This is a genomic window from uncultured Schumannella sp. (assembly GCF_905479755.1).
Lineage (GTDB): Bacteria > Actinomycetota > Actinomycetes > Actinomycetales > Microbacteriaceae > DCRR01.
Map to the genome: position 1 here is coordinate 1 of NZ_CAJQNT010000025.1, position 19,531 is coordinate 19,531.

The 19,531-nt window shown below is 70.0% G+C and carries 17 protein-coding genes; 10 read left to right on the forward strand and 7 right to left on the reverse strand.

Going from position 1 to position 19,531, the window contains the following annotated elements; all coding sequences use genetic code 11:
* Together glpK and QZ258_RS07495 are read right to left on the reverse strand one after the other, a co-directional pair.
* Nucleotides 1-1,341: glycerol kinase GlpK (gene glpK, locus QZ258_RS07490; RefSeq protein ID WP_294180122.1), on the reverse strand; the 1,341-nt coding region annotated here is incomplete at its 3' end.
* Between the two features lie 126 nt (nt 1,342-1,467).
* Nucleotides 1,468-2,436 (reverse strand): sugar-binding transcriptional regulator, encoded by a 969-nt coding sequence (locus QZ258_RS07495; protein WP_294180124.1) that lies wholly within the window; start codon nt 2,434-2,436, stop codon nt 1,468-1,470.
* 107 nt (nt 2,437-2,543) lie between these two features.
* On the opposite strand from QZ258_RS07495, the gene QZ258_RS07500 reads away from it, so the two are divergent.
* On the forward strand, nt 2,544-4,253 hold the full coding sequence (locus QZ258_RS07500; protein ID WP_294180126.1) for a glycerol-3-phosphate dehydrogenase/oxidase: 1,710 nt from the start codon (nt 2,544-2,546) through the stop codon (nt 4,251-4,253).
* Nucleotides 4,254-4,459: 206 nt separating this feature from the next.
* On the forward strand, nt 4,460-6,310 hold the full coding sequence (locus tag QZ258_RS07505) for a S9 family peptidase (RefSeq protein ID WP_294180128.1): 1,851 nt from the start codon (nt 4,460-4,462) through the stop codon (nt 6,308-6,310).
* 92 nt (nt 6,311-6,402) lie between these two features.
* Here the strand turns inward: QZ258_RS07505 and QZ258_RS07510 are convergent, their stop codons facing one another.
* Nucleotides 6,403-6,834 (reverse strand): nitroreductase/quinone reductase family protein, encoded by a 432-nt coding sequence (locus QZ258_RS07510; RefSeq protein WP_294180131.1) that lies wholly within the window; start codon nt 6,832-6,834, stop codon nt 6,403-6,405.
* A 63-nt stretch (nt 6,835-6,897) separates the two neighbouring features.
* Between QZ258_RS07510 and fgd the strand changes: the two genes are divergently transcribed.
* Entirely contained in the window at nt 6,898-7,920 is a 1,023-nt protein-coding gene (gene fgd / locus QZ258_RS07515) for a glucose-6-phosphate dehydrogenase (coenzyme-F420) (RefSeq protein ID WP_294180133.1), read from the forward strand.
* A 14-nt stretch (nt 7,921-7,934) separates the two neighbouring features.
* On the opposite strand, the gene QZ258_RS07520 is transcribed toward fgd, so the two are convergent.
* On the reverse strand, nt 7,935-8,393 hold the full coding sequence (locus QZ258_RS07520) for a helix-turn-helix domain-containing protein (protein WP_294180137.1): 459 nt from the start codon (nt 8,391-8,393) through the stop codon (nt 7,935-7,937).
* A gap of 109 nt (nt 8,394-8,502) precedes the next feature.
* Between QZ258_RS07520 and QZ258_RS07525 the strand changes: the two genes are divergently transcribed.
* Entirely contained in the window at nt 8,503-8,868 is a 366-nt protein-coding gene (locus tag QZ258_RS07525) for a DoxX family protein (RefSeq protein ID WP_294180139.1), read from the forward strand.
* A gap of 7 nt (nt 8,869-8,875) precedes the next feature.
* On the opposite strand, the gene QZ258_RS07530 is transcribed toward QZ258_RS07525, so the two are convergent.
* Nucleotides 8,876-9,346, reverse strand: a complete 471-nt coding sequence (locus tag QZ258_RS07530; protein ID WP_294180141.1) for a GNAT family N-acetyltransferase — start codon at nt 9,344-9,346, stop codon at nt 8,876-8,878.
* Nucleotides 9,347-9,480: 134 nt separating this feature from the next.
* Between QZ258_RS07530 and QZ258_RS07535 the strand changes: the two genes are divergently transcribed.
* The 6 genes from QZ258_RS07535 (at nt 9,481) to QZ258_RS07560 (ending at nt 17,673) form a co-directional block, all read left to right on the forward strand.
* The gene (locus QZ258_RS07535) at nt 9,481-10,518 is read left to right on the forward strand and encodes a TIGR03557 family F420-dependent LLM class oxidoreductase (protein WP_294180143.1); all 1,038 of its coding nucleotides are present in this window, start codon (nt 9,481-9,483) and stop codon (nt 10,516-10,518) included.
* Complete coding sequence (gene cofE / locus QZ258_RS07540) at nt 10,515-11,303, forward strand: coenzyme F420-0:L-glutamate ligase (protein ID WP_294180145.1); 789 nt, start codon at nt 10,515-10,517, stop codon at nt 11,301-11,303. Before QZ258_RS07535 ends, cofE begins: the two co-directional genes overlap by 4 nt.
* Nucleotides 11,304-11,431: 128 nt before the next feature.
* Nucleotides 11,432-12,844, forward strand: coding sequence for an HNH endonuclease signature motif containing protein (locus tag QZ258_RS07545; RefSeq protein WP_294180147.1), 1,413 nt, complete (start codon nt 11,432-11,434; stop codon nt 12,842-12,844).
* A gap of 312 nt (nt 12,845-13,156) precedes the next feature.
* Entirely contained in the window at nt 13,157-14,077 is a 921-nt protein-coding gene (locus tag QZ258_RS07550) for a MoxR family ATPase (RefSeq protein WP_294180153.1), read from the forward strand.
* A 64-nt stretch (nt 14,078-14,141) separates the two neighbouring features.
* A complete protein-coding gene (locus tag QZ258_RS07555) occupies nt 14,142-15,383 on the forward strand; it encodes a DUF58 domain-containing protein (protein ID WP_294180149.1) in 1,242 nt (413 codons plus the stop codon).
* Entirely contained in the window at nt 15,370-17,673 is a 2,304-nt protein-coding gene (locus QZ258_RS07560; RefSeq protein ID WP_294180150.1) for a DUF3488 and transglutaminase-like domain-containing protein, read from the forward strand. The genes QZ258_RS07555 and QZ258_RS07560 overlap by 14 nt, the downstream gene beginning before the upstream one ends.
* Here QZ258_RS07560 and QZ258_RS07565 read toward each other — a convergent pair.
* Complete coding sequence (locus QZ258_RS07565) at nt 17,663-18,481, reverse strand: ABC transporter ATP-binding protein (RefSeq protein WP_294180151.1); 819 nt, start codon at nt 18,479-18,481, stop codon at nt 17,663-17,665. The two genes, QZ258_RS07560 and QZ258_RS07565, sit on opposite strands and share 11 nt — an antisense overlap.
* On the reverse strand, nt 18,478-19,479 hold the full coding sequence (locus QZ258_RS07570) for a putative F420-0 ABC transporter permease subunit (RefSeq protein ID WP_294180155.1): 1,002 nt from the start codon (nt 19,477-19,479) through the stop codon (nt 18,478-18,480). Before QZ258_RS07570 ends, QZ258_RS07565 begins: the two co-directional genes overlap by 4 nt.
* Nucleotides 19,480-19,531 lie beyond the last annotated feature (52 nt).

Genomic DNA, 19,531 nt, shown 5'->3' on the forward strand with positions numbered 1-19,531 from the left:
GGCCTTACGCTCCACCTGCTCGGCCCAGCTTCGCATCTGAGCTGCCTCCTGCTGGAGAGCCTTGACGTCCTTATACTCGACGGCCGCCACCTCCGCCAGTTTCTTAGCGTCGCCCGCTTGATCCACCACCCGGGTCTTGGATTTCTTGGCGTTCGCGGCGTCGAGCACCTCGCGCGTCTGGAACGCGGTCGCCTCCAGCGCGGCGCGCGCGATGTGGCCCTTATTCACGTAGCGCGTGAGCCCGACGATCGCGCCCCGGGCATCCGGCCGCCAGTAGGGGGCGAAGAGCCCGGAGAAGGCGGGCACGAAGTAGACCCCGCCGTTGTCGTCGACGCTCGCGGCCAGCTTCTCGACCTCCGAGGCCTTCGAGATGAGGCCGAGATTGTCGCGCAGCCACTGCACGAGCGAACCCGTCACCGCGATCGAACCCTCGAGGGCGTAGCGCGGGGCCTCGTCGCCGAGACGGTAGGCGACCGTCGTGATGAGTCCGTGCGTGGAGTTGACGATCTCGTCGCCGGTGCCCACGATCAAGAAATTGCCGGTGCCGTAGGTGTTCTTCGATTCGCCGCGCTCGAACGCGGCCTGGCCGAAGGTTGCGGCCTGCTGATCGCCCAGGATGCCCGCGATCGGCACGCCGCGGAGCAGGCTCGACTCCTCGACATCGCCGTAGATCTCGGAGGAGGAGCGGATCTCGGGGAGCATGGCGCGCGGGATGCCGAAGGCCTCGAGCAGTTCGTCGCTCCAGGAGAGCGTCTCCAGGTCCATCAGGAGTGTGCGGCTCGCGTTGGTGACGTCGGTCGCGTGCACGCCGCCGTCGGGACCCCCGGTGAGGTTCCAGAGCAGCCACGAATCGGTCGTGCCGAAGAGCAGTTCACCCGTTTCGGCGCGTGCCCGCGCCCCCTCGACGTGGTCGAGGATCCAGGCGATCTTGGTCGCCGAGAAGTAGGTCGCGAGCGGCAGGCCGGTCTGCTTCTTGAACCGGTCGGTGCCGCCGTCGGCGGCGAGGGCATCCACGAGGTCCTGGGTGCGCGTGTCCTGCCAGACGATCGCGTTGTGGATCGGCTTTCCGGTCTTGCGCTCCCAGACGACCGCCGTCTCGCGTTGGTTGGTGATGCCGACCGCCGAGACGTCGTGGCGGGTGATGTCGGCCTTGGAGAGCGCGATGCCGATGACCTCGCGCGTGTTCGTCCAGACCTCGGCCGCGTCGTGTTCGACCCAACCGGCCTGCGGGAAGATCTGCTCGTGTTCGCGCTGACCGCTGGAGACGACGCGTCCGGCGTGGTCGAAGACGATGGCACGGGTGCTCGTGGTGCCCTGGTCGAGAGCGACGATGTACGACATTCGGCAAGAACTCCTTTGTCTGCGGGGGCGGGCGCGAGCGGGCCTCGCGCCGCGCGAGCACGCGCTGGGGCCCAAACTACCCACGTCGGAATCCGTGCACCACCTGGTGCACGGATGTGCAGAAAACTACGTCGCGCCGACGAGGCGCCGGGCCAGACCCTCGTCGATCACGAGGTCGGTCATGAGCTGCGCGGCGAGCGCGCCGCGCAGGCTCGCGAGTTTCTGCGAGCCCGACACGACGCAGACCCGGCGGGCGACCCGACGCAGGCGGTCGAAGTGCAGGCCCGTTCCGCGGGCGTTCAGTGCGACGTCCTTCCAACTGCCGTCCTGGCGGTAGAAGACCGTCGCGACGTCGCCCACGACCTTGTCGGCGCTCAGCGAGCGGTAGTCCGCGGCATCGAGGTAGCCGCCGATGTAGACGTGGCTCGGGACCTCGGCGAACGGGGAGCCGAGGCCGAACACGGCGATGTCCATCCGGGACTGGATCTCGAGTACGCGCCGGGTGCTGCGTTCGCGCCACAGAGCGTCCTTCGTCAGGGGATCATCGAAGAAGGCCGGCACCGGGAACTGTTGAACCCGCGCCGAGAAGGTCGCCCCGAAGCGCTGCAGGATCTCGCTCGCGTAGTCGATGCCTGTGGTCTGCGTGTTACCGGCACCGTTCATCTGCACCACCACGGTGTTGTGCGTGTCCTTGCGCACGAGGTGCCGGCTGATGGCGCTCAGCGTCGAACCCCAGGCGACCCCCACCGTCATGTTGGAGTCGACGTAGCGGTTCAGCAGGCGCGCCGCGGTCATGCCGACGCGCTCGAGGCGATCGACGTCGCTCGTGGTCTCCGGGATCGGCACGACGTGCGTGGTGACCTTGAAGCGGCGCGAGATCTCCTGCTCCAGTTGCCCGCCGCGCTCCAGCGGCGAGTTGATCTGGATGTCGACGAGGCCGGTGTCGCGTGCGTGCGCGAGCAGGCGGGAGACCGAGGAGCGCGAGGTTTTCAGTTCGCGCGCGATGGCATCCATCGTGAGGTTCTGGAGGTAGTACATCTGGGCGGCGGTGAGCGCGGCGCGCACTCTCAGCTCGTCGGCCGACTGCGGTGCCATGGCGATTCCTCCCGGTCGTGCACATCCGTTCACGCGGCTTGCGCGAATGTGCTCGGGTTCCCACGATAGACGACGACAGTTCCCCCACACCGAGGACGAGGATCGCGATGAAGCACGTGCCCACACCCGAACGGTCCGCCGTGACCGCCCTGCGAGCCGTGGGTCGCACGAGCGTGGTGATCGTCGGCGGCGGCATCAACGGCATCGCGACGTTCCGCGATCTGGCGATGCAGGGGGTGGATGTGGTGCTCGTCGAGCGCTCGGACTTCGCCTCGGGGGCGACCGCCGCCTCCAGCCACATGATCCACGGCGGCGTGCGCTACCTGGAGAACGGCGAGTTCCGCCTGGTGCGGGAATCCGTCCAGGAACGCAACTCGCTCCTCAAGATCGCCCCGCACTTCGTACGCCCGCTGCAGACCACGATCCCGATCTTCTCGACCTTCTCGGGCATCCTCTCGGCTCCGCTGCGATTCCTGCGCCACGGCTCGGGTCGACCGCAGGAGCGCGGCGCCGTGCTCATCAAGATCGGGCTGATGATCTACGACCTGTTCTCGCGCGACGGCGGCAGCGTGCCGCGGCACAAGTTCCTCGGGCGCGAGGCCTCGCGCGCGGCGTTCCCCGAACTCGACCCGAGGGTCAAGTACACCGCGAGCTACTACGACGCCTCGGTGCACGACCCGGAGCGCCTCGCGCTCGATGTGCTGCAGGACGGACTCGCGGCCCACCCGCGCGCCCACGCCGTCAACTACGTCGAGGCGGTCGGCATGGGCGCGAACGGTGTCCGGCTGCGCGACCAGGAGACCGGCGAGGAGTTCACGATCGCCGCCGACGTCGTGGTCAACGCCTCCGGCCCGTGGACCGATCTGACGAACGGAGCCTTCGGGCGGCCGACCGAACTGATGGGCGGCACCAAGGGCTCGCACATCGTGCTCGATCATCCGGAGTTGCTCGCCGCTACTCGCGGCCGCGAGATCTTCTTCGAGCACTCCGACGGTCGCGTCGTGCTGATCTACCCGCTCAAGGGGCGCGTGCTGGTCGGCACGACCGATATTGAGGCGGATGCCCGCGAACGCGCGGTGTGCACCGAGGAGGAGGTCGACTACTTCTTCGAACTGATCGGCCACGTATTCCCCAAGATCCGAGTCGATCGCTCCGACATCGTGTTCCGCTACTCCGGCATCCGGCCCCTGCCGCACCACGGAGACCTGGCGCCCGGATTCGTCTCGCGGGACTACCACGTGGCGCTGGATCAGGCCGAGAATCGGCCTCCCGTGCTGAGTTTGGTCGGCGGCAAGTGGACGACGTTCCGCGCCCTCGGCGCGGAACTGGCCGACCGTGCCCTCGACGTGACCGATCGTCCGCGCACGGTCTCGACGGCCGGCGTGCCGATCGGCGGCGGTGCGCACTACCCGAGTTCCCCCGAGGCGCGTCGGACGTGGCTCGGGAAGCATCTGCCCCGCCTCGACTCGGTGCGGCGCGAGGTGCTGTTCGAGCGCTACGGGACGCGGGCATCCGCGGTCGCCGCGTTCATGGAGGCCGGCACCGATCGGCCGCTGCTGGGCGGTGTGCTCTCCACTCGCGAACTCGAATACCTGGTGCGTCGCGAGCACGTGGTGCACCTGACGGACGTCGTGCTGCGCCGCACGAGCCTGGCGTTCACCGGCGGCGCGAGCGCCAAGGTGCTCGACGAGATCGGCCGGGCGCTTGCCCCGATCGCGGGCTGGGACGAGTTCGTTCTCGATCGCGAGATCGAGCGGTGCGCCGACGAGCTCGAACGCTTCCACGGCGTCGCCGTGCACGCGGCGAACGCCCCGTAGCCCCGGAAAGCCCCGCGAGGCCTGCACGTTCGTGCAACTTCGCTGGAATGATGCCCAGCCCCGTTGGCCTCGGCAATAACCTGCCGAAGGACGGTCGGAGCTGGACACCGGGTCACGGCTGCGGAGCACCCCGCGGCTGACCCGGAACACCCCAACCGCCGACGTGAGCGTGATCGCGTCATCCATAACAAGGGAGTTAGAGACCTATGAAACAAGGGCTGCTGAAGCGCAACAGCTTCTGGCTTGCACTATCACTCGTGGTCATGCTGGTGTCGGCGATCGTCGCCTCCGCCGTGCAGACCGCCGGCGGCACCGTCGCCGTCAAGGACTTGCAGTGGGAGACCTCCTCCGGGCGCACCCTGAATGCGCTGCTGTTCAAGCCCGACACCGCCACCGCGGAGAACCCGGCCCCGGCGATCATCGTCAGCCACGGCTGGTGGAACAACCGCGAGATGCAGGACGCCAACTACGTCGAGCTCGCCCGCCGTGGCTACGTCGTCATGTCGATCGACATGTACGGCCACGGCAACTCGGACCCGGTTCCCGCGGCCGAGCTCGCCGTGAACGGCACCGGCATGTACGACGCGGTCAAGCTCATCGCCGACCTGCCGTACGTCGACGTCGACAGCATCGGCGTCTCGGGCCACTCGAACGGCGCGCGCGCCGCGAACTGGTCCGTGCCGATCGACGACGCTGCCGCCGAGCAGCTGATCGCCGCGGTGCTCCTGGTCGACAACGACCCGGTGTACACGGATGCCGAATTCGCCTACACGAACATCTACGGTTCGCGCGACGTGGGTGTCATTGCCGCCCAGTACGACGAGTTCTTCTTCCGCAGCTACAGCCCCGAGGGTGCCGTTTTGACCCCGCCGCGGGAGTACCTCACCACCCCGAACGCGCAGTCCTTCCTGCACTTCGGAGCCGACCCGGCCGACATCACCGACGAGCGTGTGGCGGGCGAGATCTACACCGAGACGATCGACGGCGAGCAGGCCATGCGCGTCATCTACTCGATGCCGCAAACTCACCCCTGGTCGACGATCTCGTCGGGCGCCGTCGGACACCTGCTCGACTTCTTCGACGAGTCGTTCGGTGCACCCCAAGAGATCGACTCGAGCTCGCAGGTCTGGCAGGTCAAGGAGTTCTTCACCGCTCTCGGCCTCGTCGGCTTCGGGATCTTCCTGGTCGCGTTCACCCGCGCCATGCTGTTCACGCGGGCCTTCGCCGGCCTCCGTGCCGAGGAGGCTCCCGCGATCGCCGCACCGACGCGAAAGGGTCTGGTCTGGTTCTGGGGCGGACTCGCCGTGTCGGCGGTCATCTCGGGCGTCAGCTACGTGTGGCTCAGCCAGCAGACCTGGCTCTACGGCACGTTCTTCAACGCGGCGCCGTCGATCTTCCCCCAGGGTGCGGTGTTCTTCATCGCGCTGTGGGCCGCGATCAACGGGGTGCTCGGAGCGATCATCATGGCGATCTCGTACTTCGCCTTCGGTCGCAAGAACGGCCTGAGCCTGCGCGAGTCCGGCATGCTGCCGGGCTGGGGCAAGTTCTTCCACGGCGTCAGCCTCGCCGCCCTCACCGTGACCGCCGCCTTCGGTGTGGTCTTCGTTCTTGACTACTTCTTCAAGACCGACTTCCGCCTCTGGGTCATGGCCATCAAGTGGTTCCCCGCGGACAAGATCGGCTACGCACTCATCGTGCTGCCGCTGTTCTTGATCTACTTCGTGGCGAACTCGGTCGCGATCAACGTGTTCAACCGCATGACGCTGCGCGGGAAGGAGTGGCTGAACACGCTCCTGCTGGGCCTGTTCAACTCGCTCGCCCCGATCGTGCTCGTGGTGGCGCAGTACACGACCTTCGCGATCACCGGCTACACGATCGACGGCTTCGGCGGGATCTTCAGCATCTGGCTGTTCCCCGTCATCGTCATCCTGTTCGTGACGGCCGTCATCTCGCGCAAGATCTACCGCGCGACCGGCAACCCGTACATCGCGGGAATCATCAACGCGACCGTCGTCGCGCTGATGTCGGCGTCGAACACGCTGGTCACCACCTTCTAACTGAAGAAACCCGGTGGTGGCACCGGGTGAAGGCCCCGGGCGCGCGAGCGTCCGGGGCCTTCGTGTCGTGCGCACCGTCGCTCTGCGGAACTTTAAGCGCGGGGCTCCAGCCAGACGAGAGGGATCTCGCGCCGGGTGTTCGACTGGTAGTCGGCGTAGTTGCGGTGGTCTTTGGTCACGAGCGGCCACAGTTCGGCACGCTCGGCGGGGGTGGCGACGCGCGCGTGCATCGTCTGCGGTTCCGCGCCCATGAACACCACCTCGACCTCGGGGTTCGCGACGAGGTTGAGATACCAGGCGGGATGCCGGTCGTCGCCGCCGCGCGAGGCCACCACGAGGATCGCACCGCCGCGCTGGAGTGGCGAACTCAGCATCGTGGAGCGCTTCTGCCCGCTCTTGCGTCCGGTCGTCGTGAGCTCGAGCATCGGCATCCCACTGGCGCGCCAGCCCAGGCGTCCGCGCGAGACGGCGAGCAGGATGCGGTGCGCGCGGTTCATCAGATGCAGAAAGCGATCGGATGGCATGGCGGCCCTTCGGTGAGGTGACTCTGAGAGACTAGAGGTTCGACCTCCTTCGAAAGGATCGCCATGGCTCCGCTCACCCTCGGCTACAAGGCTTCGGCAGAACAGTTCGGCCCGCGCGAGCTGGTCGAGATCGCGGTGGCGGCGGAGGCGCACGGCATGGAGAGCGTCGCCGTGAGCGACCACTTCCAGCCCTGGCGCCACGAGGGCGGGCATGCGCCGTTCTCGCTCAGCTGGATGGCGGCCGTCGGTGAGCGCACCTCGACGATCAAGATCGGCACGAGCGTCATGACGCCGACCTTCCGCTACAACCCGGCCGTGCTCGCCCAGGCCTTCGCGACGATGGGCGTGCTGTACCCGGACCGCATCTTCCTCGGCGTCGGCTCGGGGGAGGCGCTCAACGAGATCGCCACCGGGTTCCGGGGCGCGGGGGAGCAGGACTGGCCGGAGTTCAAGGAGCGTTTCGCGCGGCTGCGCGAGGCCGTCGATCTGATGCGCGAGCTCTGGACCGGCGACCGCGTCAACTTCGCGGGCGAGTACTACTCGACGCACGACGCGTCGATCTACGACGTGCCGGAGGGAGGCATCCCGGTCTATATCGCTGCCGGCGGCCCGATGGTGGCCCGCTACGCCGGTCGCGCCGGCGACGGCTTCATTTGCACCTCAGGCAAGGGCATGGATCTGTACACCGAGCAGCTCATCCCCGCCGTCAAGGAGGGCGCGGCCAAGGCCGAGCGCTCGTTCGACGACATCGATCGGATGATCGAGATCAAGCTCTCCTACGACACCGACTACGAGACCGCGCTCGAGAACACGCGCTTCTGGGCGCCGCTTGCCCTCAGCAAAGAGCAGAAGCACGACATCACCGACCCGATGGAAATGGAGAAGGCGGCGGATGCGCTGCCGATCGAGCAGATCGCGTCACGGTGGATCGTCGGCAACGACCCCGACGCCGTCGTCGCGGAGATCGCGCAGTACGTCGACGCCGGGCTCAACCACCTGGTGTTCCATGCGCCCGGGCACGACCAGCGCCGCTTCCTGGAACTGTTCGAGCGCGACCTCGCGCCGCGGCTGCGCGCGCTCGGGTAGGGGGCGCCGGCTGGCTACACGTCGAACGCGGCGTCCGCCGCGGCGTCGAAGCGCTCGCGGTTGGCCTCGAGTTCGTCCACGTGCGCGTAGGCCCAGCGCACGAGACCGAGAGCCGCGGGAATGAGCGTCGACCCGAGTGGGGTGACCGCGTACTCGACGCGCGGGGGAATCTCGGGGTAGCTCGTGCGCGAGACGAGTCCGTCGCGCTCGAGCGTCCGCAGGGTGAGGGTCAGCATGCGGTGCGAGATGCCGGGAATTGCGCGGTGCAGCTCGCCGAACCTCAGCGTTGATGATCCGAGCGTGCCCATGACGAGCAGGCTCCACTTGTCGCTCAACCGATCCAGCACGGAGCGGACGGGGGCGCTGTCGTGGGGGACGCGCCCGCAGACGTCGCTCATCTCGACCTCGACCTCGGTCTCGGTCTCGGGTGCGATGTGGGGCGCGGTGTCGAGCGCGATGGCGGCGTCCGCCATTTCTTACCTCCGTGTGCGTGAGGAACACTGCAGTGCGTGGAGACCATCGTGTAGGAATGATCCCGGTTACTGATCGTAACTTAGTCACGAATCGTAAGGAATCATTCACATGGAAATCGCCGCCTGGATCGCCTCCGGACTGCTCGCCGCCCTCTTCCTCATGGCGGGTGCGATGAAGATCGCCACCCCCTTCGAAAAGCTTTCGACCCAGATGCCCTGGGCGGCTCGTGCCGGCCAGGGGCTCACACGGTTCATCGGCGTCGTCGAGGTGCTCGGCGCCGTCGGACTCATCCTGCCGCGCCTCACCGGCATCCTGCCCTGGCTCTCGATCGCCGCCGCCGCAGGCCTTGCTCTCGTGCAGGTGCTCGCGATCATCGAGCACCTCCGCCACAAGGAGTTCAAGAACCTGCCCGCGAACCTGGTCTTCCTCGCGCTGGCGGTCTTCGTCGGCATTGCGCTGATCGTCGTCCTCTAGACCACGGTCAGCCGAGCTCGCGCGCGTAGTAGTAGGCGCGCTCGCCGGTCACCGGTTCGACCCCGTGGAAGCCGTGGCGCTCGTAGAAGCGCTGCGCATCCACGTCGGGGGCATCTACGAGGATCTCGATCGCCGCGACGCCGGCCGCGGAGGCGTCGGCGAGCATCCGTTCGATGATCGCCCCGCCGAGGCCGCCGCCGCGGAGTTCGCGCTCGACGTAGAGGTCATCGAGCAGCCAGACCGGGCTCGCGTACCAGACGTTGGGGCGGCTCGTGATGAGTGCGACCCCGCGCGCGGGCGCGCCGCCCAGGTAGGCGAGGGTGCTGTCGGTCGCGAGAAGTCGCGTCAGGCGCTCGGTGAGTACGGCGGTGCCCGGGCTCTCAGTATCGAACTCGGTGTTGAAGTCGTGCAACAGCGCCGCGACCGTCGCCGCGTCGGCCGGGGTCGCGCGGTGGACGGGGTGCGGCGTCGGTGCCATGCGACCAGAGTACGTCGCACCTGCCGGTTGAGCTTGTCGAAACCCGCCGGTTGAGCCTGTCGAAACCTGCCGGTTGAGCTTGTCGAAACCCGCGCGACCGTGCCCGGGCCGCAGCAACCCACCAGAATGGTGAGATGCCCCCCGAGACCGGCGCCGCCCGCCGCGCCGCGAGCGCCCGCCCGCACATCGGCTACGCCGCGCAGCTCGAACAGTTCGCGCCGGCCGAGGCGGTCGCGCTCGCCGCGCTCGCCGAGCAGCACGGCTTCACCGGCACGATGGCCTCCGATCACTTCCAGCCCTGGACCCCGCAGCAGGGTCAGGCCGGATTCGTCTGGAACGTGCTCACCGCCGCCGCCGAGCGCACCGCCGGCGACATCGGCACCGGCGTGACCGCACCCACCTTCCGGTACCACCCGGCGATGGTGGCGCAGGCCTCCGCGACGCTCGCGTCGATGTATCCGGGGCGGCACTGGCTCGGTGTCGGCAGCGGTGAGGCGCTCAACGAGCACATCGTCGGGCAGTACTGGCCGGAGGCCCCCGAGCGCATCAATCGGATGTTCGAGGCGGTTGAGGTGATCAAGAAGCTGTTCGCCGCATCCGCCGCCGGCCGCGACGTGAAGCATGTGGGCGAATTCTTCACGCTCGAATCGACCCGGCTCTGGACGATGCCCGAGCAGGCGCCGCCGATCTACGTCGCGACCGCCGGCCCGCTCACCGCGCGTCGGGCCGGGCGCACCGTCGACGGCCTGATCACGATCGGCGCGCCCGACGAGAAGATTGCGCTGCTGTTCGAGCGGTTCGCGCAGGGGGCGCGCGAGGCGGGACGCGATCCGGCGAGCCTGCCGCGCATCCTGCAGCTGCATGTCTCATGGGCCGAGACCGACGAGCAGGCGATGGTCAACGCACTCACCGAGTGGCCGAACGGCGCGATGCCTTTCGGCAAGAGCGACGTGCGCTCGCCCTACGAGTTCATCCAGATCGCCCGGCTCGTGAGGCCGGAAGACTTCGAAGGACGGATGCTCGTGAGCTCAGATCCGGACGCGCACCGCGCCCACCTGCAGCGCTACCTTGATCTCGGCTTCGACCGGATCTACCTGCACAATGTGGGGCGCAACCAGCGCGAGTTCCTCGAGGTGTTCGGGCGCGACGTGCTGCCGAGGCTGAGCCGATGAATGACATGCGGCTTCAGGTATGGGGCTTGCCGGGCATCCCCGAGATCGTGGCGGGCGACGACCTCGCCGCCATCATCGGCGACGCGGTGGATGCCGCGGGCGGCATCGAGGACGGCGACATTCTCGCCGTGACCTCCAAAGTCGTCTCCAAAGCCGAGGGCCGGGCGATCGCGGCGACCGATCGCGAGGAGGCGATCACCGCGCAGACGGTCCGGCTCGTCGCCTCGCGTCCGCACGCGAAGGGCGTCACGCGGATCGTCGAGAACCCCCTCGGGCTCGTGATGGCCGCCGCCGGGGTCGACGGATCGAACGCGCCGGACGGGGTAGTGCTGCTGCCGGAGGATCCGGACGCCTCCGCCCGCGCGCTCTGCGGCGCGCTGCGCGAGCGTTTCGGTGTCGCGCTCGGCGTGGTGATCACCGACACGCTCGGGCGAGCATGGCGGATCGGGCAGACGGATGCGGCGATCGGCGCCGCTGGGTTGCGCGTCGTGGAGGACTGGCGCGGTCGCACCGATGCCAACGGGGTGGCGCTCGAGGCGACGATCGTCGCGGTCGCCGACGAGATCGCGGCCGCAGCCGACCTCGTGAAGGGCAAGGCCTCGGCGGTGCCGGTCGCGGTCGTACGCGGGCTCGGACACCTCGTGGGCGGACTGGATGCGCCGGGCGCTCGCTCGCTCGTGCGGCCGGCCGAGGAGGACCTGTTTCGCATCGGATCGGATGGGGCGTGGAACGAGGGCTACGCGGCCGGCGTGCGCGATGCCGAGGGCGCCCCGGCAGAGGGGTAGCGGCCCGCGGGGGCGTGGGGCGTGCGGCGCGGGTGCGGCGCGGGTGCGTCGTTTCCTCCACAGCGACGAATATGAGAACTTGTTCGAGAGCACTAGAACATATGTTCGAATGATGGGAAAATTGAGGCATGTCAGGCCTCCCGCACACCGTGCTCGCCCCACCGCCGGGTGCGATGCCGGGCGCGGTGCGGGGTGGCGCGCCGGGCGCTGTGCCGGGTGCGATGCCGGGTGGGGCGGCAGAACCTCGGCTGCTGGCGATTCCGTCGACGGCCGCGCTGGATCGTCTCGCCGATCCCGAATTGCTGGAGCGGCAGCGCGAATTCGCCGCGCTGCGCCGCGAGATCGACGCGGGTGCCGCTCGCGTCGCCGCCGAGGTCGCCCGGCGTTCCGCTCGGGAGCTCGGCTACCAGGGGCTCGCGCAGCGGGAGGGCGCGAGATCGCCCGAGCAGCTACTGGAGCGACTCGTGGGCGTGACGGCGGGCGAAGCACGCGCGATGGTGCGCGTCGGCGAACTGCTCGCGGCGCCTCAGGGGGAGGGTGCCGCACCGGCGGTGGTCGCGGCGATCGACCGCGGTGAGCTGTCGGTGCGCGCGGCCGACGCGATCCGTTCGGGGCTCGGGGTGCCGGGCGAGTCGGTCGCTCCCGAGCGTCTCGCCGCCGCCGAACAGCTTCTTGTGACCGTCGCGCCGGAGCTCTCGGTGCGCCAGCTCGCCACCGAGGCGCGCTCCCTGCGCGACGCTCTCGACGCGGAAGGTGTCGCGAGTCGAGAAGAGGCGCTGCACCGGCGGCGATTCCTCCGGCTCAGCCCGCAGAGCGACGGCATGACCCGCCTGTCGGGGCTGCTCGACCCGGAGTCGGCGGCACTCGTCACCGACGCGTTCGATCTCGTGACCGCGCCGCGTCGTGGCGGACCGCGATTCGTCGATGCCGACGCGGTTGCCCGGGCCGATGCGGTCGTCCGGGATCCGCGCACGACGAACCAGCTGCTGCTCGACGCGTTCGTCGAGATGGTGCGCATCGCGGGCAGCGCCGACACGGGGGTCGTCTTCGCCCAGCGGCGCCCGGGCGTGAGCATTCACGTCAACCACGAGAACCTGGCGTCAGGGACGGGGTTCGCCGCGGTGGAAGGCCAGAGCGTCCGTGTCTCGACGGCGACAGCTCAGCGCGTGGCGTGCGCTGCGGGCGCGGTGCCGATCGCCTTTGACGGTGACCGGGTGCTCGATGTCGGTCGCACGCAACGCCTCTTCACTGAACGTCAGCGCCTGGCGCTCGCCGCCCGAGACCGTGGATGCCGCTTTCCCGGATGCGATCGTCCGCCCTCCTGGTGCGAAGCGCACCACCTCGACGGCTGGGCCGGCGGAGGCCGCACCGACGTCGACCGCGGGGTGCTGCTGTGCCGCTTCCATCACCTGTTCGTCCACAATCAGGGGTGGCGGATCGACCATCGGCCCCGGCCCGGAGGGGCCGCGGGGGAGCGCGAGATGATTGCGATACCGCCGCCGGAGCGGGGTGGCGCACCCGTCCCGATGCCGCGCCGGTAGCGGGCGGCCATCGCGCCGTCGCGCCGCCGGGCCGCCGTGCCGCGGCGCCCCGCGGTCCGCGGCGGCAACCGCGAGAATACGTCACAGAATTTGCCGAGTATCCACCCAGATTCGTTGTTCGCCCCACCCCGGAATGGCAGACTCGCGAGAGTGAGAACCGAGCATCAGGAATCGGGTCGACCGCGCAACGGTGCCGACGTCGACCGCTATTCCCCACCGAGCGCGGCCGCACGCGGTAGCGCCGCCGAGTCCACAACCGGGGAGCAGCTCCCCGTCGGCGTCGCCGAGTTCGCCCTCGATGGTCGAGCCGTGATGGACGCGATCGAGACGGTCATCGACGGCAAGCGCGACGTGATCGAATTGGCCGTCACCGTCCTGCTCGCCGAAGGGCATCTGCTCGTCGAGGACGTCCCGGGAGTCGGTAAGACGATGCTCGCGCGGGCCCTCGCCAAGAGCGTCGATGGCACCATCTCGCGCATTCAGTTCACACCGGACCTGCTGCCCTCCGACATCACCGGCGTCTCGATCTACGACCAGTCGCGCCACGAGTTCGAGTTCAAGCCCGGCCCGATCTTCGCCAACCTGGTGATCGGCGACGAGATCAACCGCGCCAGCCCGAAGACGCAGTCCGCGCTCCTGGAGAGCATGGAAGAGCGTCAGGTCAGCATCGACGGGATGAGTCGCGAACTGCCCGACCCGTTCATCGTCATCGCGACGCAGAACCCGATCGAGATGGAGGGCACCTACGCCCTTCCCGAAGCGCAGCGCGACCGGTTCATGGCCCGCGTCACCATGGGATATCCGGATGCGGCGAGCGAGGCCGCGATGCTCCGGCAGCGCGCGACCCACAGCCCGCTCGCCGAACTGGAGCCGGTGGTCTCCCTCGCGCACCTGCGCCACATGATCGAGGCGGCGCGACGGGTGTTCGTGAGCCCCGCCATCCGCCACTACGCCGTCGCGCTGGTGTCGGCGACCCGCCAAGACCGCGAGGTGCGCCTCGGCGCGAGCCCCCGAGCGACCCTGCAGTTGGCGCGCGCGGCGAAGGCCCGCGCCGCACTCAACGGCCGCGATTTCGTGCTCCCCGACGACATCGACGCGCTCGCCGCGCCGGTGCTCGCCCACCGACTCGTGCTGAGCCGCAGTTCCGGCGCGGACCGCGGCGCGCAGTCGGCGATCGACGTCATCCAGCGTCTCGTGGCCACCACCCCCGTCCCCCTGGGCGGCGGGAACTGACGGTCGAGCGACGATGACCGCTCGGCGGCTCGGACGATCGCGACACCTGCGGAGGCGCCTCGCGGTGCGTCTCACGACGCGCGCCGTTGTGACGCTCGTCCTGGTCTCGGCCTCGACCGTCGCGGCCTACGCGACCGGGCGCTCCGAGTTCCTCACGATCGCCGCCGCCGGCACCGCGCTCCTGCTCGGCGCGCTCGTCTACCTGCGCGTACGTCGACCGCGGCTGCGCGTGGAGCGCGCCTTCGCGCCATCGATCGCCGTCGCCGGGGAGGAGGTCGAGGTCACCGTCGAACTCCACAACATCGCCGCGGCGCCGGCACCGACCCTCGACGGCGAGGACGCGCTGCCGTGGGACGACGATCTCGGCGCGGTGCTCGTCCCCTCGATTCCCATCGGCTCGCCCGATCGCCGCCAGCGCCGGATCCGCTACCGCGCGCGCCCGCTCCGCCGCGGGCACTTCGAGATCGGACCGCTCGTCGTCGAGTACGGCGACCCGTTCGGCATGATGCGCGCCGTGCTGGCGACCGAGGGAACGCATCCGATCGTGGTCGTGCCCGACGTGGCCGACCTGCCGCCGGGCGGACCGGCATTCGCGGAGGGCGAGGGCCACGCGCAACTCGCCCAGCACCGCTCCCACGGCAGCCACGACGACCTCACCACGCGCGAGTACCGTTCGGGCGATGCGATGCGCCGCGTGCACTGGAAGGCCTCCGCCCGCCACGGCGAACTGATGGTGCGCCATGAGGAGCAGCGCAGCCATCCCGACGTCCGACTCGTGCTCGACACGCACCGCAGCGGATACCCGGATGCGCTTCCGGATGGGGACCCGGCGCACGACGAGACCCGCAGCGAATCCTTCGAATGGACCGTGCGGATGCTCGCCTCGCTCGCCGTGCACCTCGACGAGGAGGGGTTCACCGTCGCGATCGAGGAGACCACGCCGGCCCAGCTCGCGCCCATCGGGTCGCGGTGGGAGGGGCGCAACCGAATCGATGAGTTCCTGATCAGCCTCGCGGGTGTTGAGACGCGCGCGGGCGAGGGGCACCGACCCGCCGCCGAGGCGGAGGCGCACGGCCCCGTGATCGCCGTCTTGGGCAATCCCGACCACGACACCATCACCTGGCTCCTCCGCCGCCGCGCGCCGCGCGATGTCGGGGTTGCGGTCGCACTCGGACTGGGGGATGCGGTCCGCGCACGCCTCCGCGAGGCGGGCTGGGTGGTCGTGTCCGCGCGCGCGGACGAGGATCCGGCCGAGATCTGGTCGCGCGTGAGCGGCACCGTGGAGTTCGTCGATGTCGACGACTAAGCAACAGCCGGCCCGGACGGCGAAACGGACGCGGCCCCCGCGTCCGCACATCCGACGCGCCCCGCGCGGCGCGCGTGTCGACCCCACGCGCGTCGTGCTGCTGAGCGCGACGCTCCTCGTCGCGGTCGGCGGACTTCACCCACTCCTGCAGGGGCTCGGCTGGTTCTTCGCGGTCGCCTCACTCATGCTCGTGCCGATCATCGTCGCGACCCTGGCGCGCGCGATCGGCGTTCCGCCGGGGGTCGCGCCGCTGCTCGCGCTGCTCGCCTCGGGTCTCGCGCTCGCCGCCGGCTTCGCTCCGGGCACCACGATCCTCGGGGTGATTCCGACCGAGGAGACGTGGCGAGAGCTCGCCCTACTGCCGGGCGCCGGGCTCGCGTCGATCGCCGCACAGCGCGTCCCCGCCGAAGCGGATGCGGGGATCGTCTTCGTCCTGGCGCTGCTCGGCATTGGTGTGGCGATCGTGACCGAGGCGGTGGCGCTCGGACTTCGCCGGCCCGCGTTCACGGTCGTGCCCGTGGTGGGCATCCTGGCCATTCCGGTGATCGTCTCCGCCGGTCTCGCCGATCCCGTCGCCTTCGTGCTCGCCGGAATCGGGTCGCTCGCGCTGCTGCGACTGCCCACCCCGCGCAGCACCGTCCTGGCCACGGCGACGCTCGGCACGACCGCGCTCATCGCCGCGTTCGTCGTGCCGCCGGTGGCGCTGGCCGAGGCGGGGTCACGCGGCTCGGTCGTCGAGTACGCGACGGGAATCAATCCGCTCGTGTCGCTCGGCCGGGATCTGCGGCGTGCGGATCCGGTCGAGGCGGTCACCTACTGGACCGACAACGGCTCGGGGGCCTACCTGCGGTTGACCGCCCTGCCCGTGTTCTCCGGCGAGAACTGGACGGCGGGGGATGTCTCCGCCACGGTCGAAGACATCACGGGCCCGCTCCCCGGTCCGGTCGGCCAGGCGGATGAGGTGAGTACCGTCGAACGCAGCGGAACCTTCTCGGTGGGCGCGATCAGCAGCCGCTGGGTGCCCGTTCCGTACCCGGCGACCGAAATCGAAGGGCTGGAGGGTGCCTGGCAGGTCGAGACCGACGGGCTGTCGATCCGCACCTCCTCGAACAACGCGTATCTGCAGAGCTACGACCTGAGCTACCTCGACGTGTCGGCGACGAGTTCGCAGTTGCGGGCCGCGACCGATCCGGGACCAGAGCTCGCGCGCGAGCTCACGCTCCCCGACGAGGTTCCGGCGAACATCGTCGAGCTGGCGCGCGAGGCGACGGCAGACGCCGCGACCGACTACGACGCCGCGGTGGCGCTGCAAAACTTCCTCCGCGGTCCGACCTTCGAGTATTCGACCGAGACCCCGCTGGAGCGCGACGGTGACGGAGCGAGCCTCGACGTCGTCTCGGCCTTTCTCGACCAGCGCTCCGGCTATTGCGTGCACTTCGCCTCGACGATGGCGATCATGGCGCGAACGCTCGGGATCCCGTCTCGCCTGGTGGTCGGATTTCAGCCCGGCACCGAGACGCTGATCACGCTTGAGGACGGGCGCGAGCGGCCCGCCTACGTCGTGACGACGCACGACCTGCATGCCTGGCCGGAGCTCTACTTCGAGGGGGTCGGGTGGACGCGGTTCGAACCCACCCCGAGCCGCGGATCGGTGCCGAACTACCCGGAGGCGCTCCCCGGCGACGCGGTGACGGTGCCCGGAGGCGGACCCACGACTCCGCGCGATTCCGACGAGGTGACACGCCCGAGCCTCGATCCCCGGGACGACGAGGTCGACGCCGACGGTGTTCCGCTGGACGGCGCGGAGGAGGGACTTGCGGCGCTCCCCGCCGTCACCGCCGCGGTGCTGGCGGTGCTGCTCGCGGCGGCTCTCACCCCGATGACCTGGCGCGCGCTGCGGCGACGACGCCGACTGCGTCGAATCCGTCGCCGCGAGGGCGCCGCTCAGGCCGCCTGGGATGAGATCCGTGACACCGCGCGCGACGTGGGCTGGTCGGCTCCCGACTCCGAGACGCCACGCGCGTTCGCGGCGAGGCTCGGCATCGTCGTGTCGGCGCAGCGCGAATTGCTCGACCGCGTTCGCGACGACGTCGAGCGGACGGCGTTCTCGGCGGACCCGACCGCGGTGCTCGACGAGCGCGCGGTGATCGAGGTGCGGCGCGCGATCCTGGCCTCGGCGGATTGGCGAGCACGTGTGACGGCGATCGTCGCGCCGCCGTCGCTGCTGCCGGGCATGGCCGAGTCGGAACCGGACCCGCTCCAGGAGCCGGTGCGCCGTCTCAGTCCCTGAGCTCGGGATGCTCGGATCGCGCGACCGCGAGCAGGGGGCGCCCGGTGAGCGGGTTCTCGAGCCAGACGGCGCGCACGCCGTAAACCTCGCGCACCAACTCGGGGGCGAGCGTCGCGCGCGTCGGACCCTCGGCGACGATGCGCCCGTGATGTACCACCACGACATGGTCGGCGAACGCGGCGGCCAGGCTCAGGTCGTGGAGCGCGGCGATGACGGTCATCCCGTCGCGGCCGAGGCGTTCGAGCAACGTCAGCACATCCAGCGCCGCCGAGACGTCGAGGTGGTTCGTCGGCTCGTCGAGCAGCAGCAGGCGCGGTTGTTGGACGAGGGCGCGCGCGAGAAATGCGCGTTGTCGCTCGCCCCCGGACAGGCTCGGAACCGTCCGATCGGCGAGGGCGAGCGCCCCCGCGAGGTCGAGTGAGCGCTCGACGATCTGTTCGGCCGCCGGGTCGTTGCCGCCGAGCCAGGACTCGTGCGGGGTGCGCCCGAGCCTCGCCGTCTCGCGCACGGTGACGGCGAGATCGGTCGAAGAATCCTGTTCGACGAGCGCGACCTGGCGAGCCCGTGCGCGTCGGCGAAGCGTCGCGAGGTCCTCGCCGTCGAAGTGGACGCGCCCCGCATCCGAGCGCTCGACGCCGGCGACGGCGCGCAGGAGCGTCGATTTCCCCGCGCCGTTGGGACCCACCAGCGCGGTCAGCGCTCCCGCGGGGGCACGGAACGAGACATCCGCGAGCAGGGTGGCGTGGTCGCGCACCACTGTGATGCCGCGCGCGTCGAGCCCGCGCGCCTCCGGAAAGTCCGGGCTCACGCCTCGGCCTTCCGGCGTGCGAGGAGCACCGCGAACACGGGGGCGCCGATGAGCGCGGTGACGATTCCGACGGGGAGTTCGCGCGGGTCGAACGCCGTGCGGGCGAGCGTGTCGGCCCACACCAGGAAGATCCCGCCGGTGAGAGCCGAGAGCGGCAGGAGGGCGCGGTGCCCCGGTCCGGTGAGAAGTCGCACCGCGTGCGGGAGCACGAGCCCGACGAAACCGATCGAGCCCGAGACGGCGACGAGCGCGCCGGTGAGCAGCGCCGAGGCGGCCAGGAGTGTCCACCGCAGCCGCTGTACGGGAATCCCGAGCGAGGCGGCCGTCGTATCGCCGAAGACGAAGGCATCCAGCAGGCGGCCGGTGAGCATGAGGGGGATCCCGATGACGAGCAGCGCGATTCCCGCGATGGCGACCGACGACCAGCGCGCACCGGCGAGCGACCCGAGCAGCCAGTTGAGGATCTCCCGGTAGGAGTCGCCCGTCACCGACCAGAAGATGACGAAACTCGTCAGCGCCCCCGCGAGTGCCGACACCGCAAGACCGGCGAGCACCGTGCGCGTGGGCGTGATGCGGCCGAGCGAGTTGGCGAGCGCGAGGGTCGCCGCGAGGGCGAGCAGCGCCCCGGCGAACGCGGCCAGCGGAAGCACGATCGCGACCCCGAGCAGCAGCACGCTGACCGCCCCGAGCGAGGCCCCCGACGACAGCCCGAGAAGGTAGGGATCCGCCAGTTGGTTGCGCGTGAGGGCCTGCATGACGGCACCGCACAGCGCCAGGCCCGCGCCGACCGCGGCGGCGGTCAGCACCCGCGGGAAGCGCAGTTCCCAGACGATCGCATCGCGGCTCACGGTCAGTCCCGAGTCGCCGCCGGTCAGGTGCGCCCCGATGGCCGCGGCCACCTCCTCCAGGGAGAGCTCGGCGGGCCCGATCGTCACGGCGACCGCGATCGAGACGAGCAGCCCCGCGCTTAGAACGCTCGTGACGAGCAGCAGCCGGATGCGCCCCGCGCCGTGGCCTGCCCCGCGCCCCGCGCCGCGCCGCGCGCCGCGC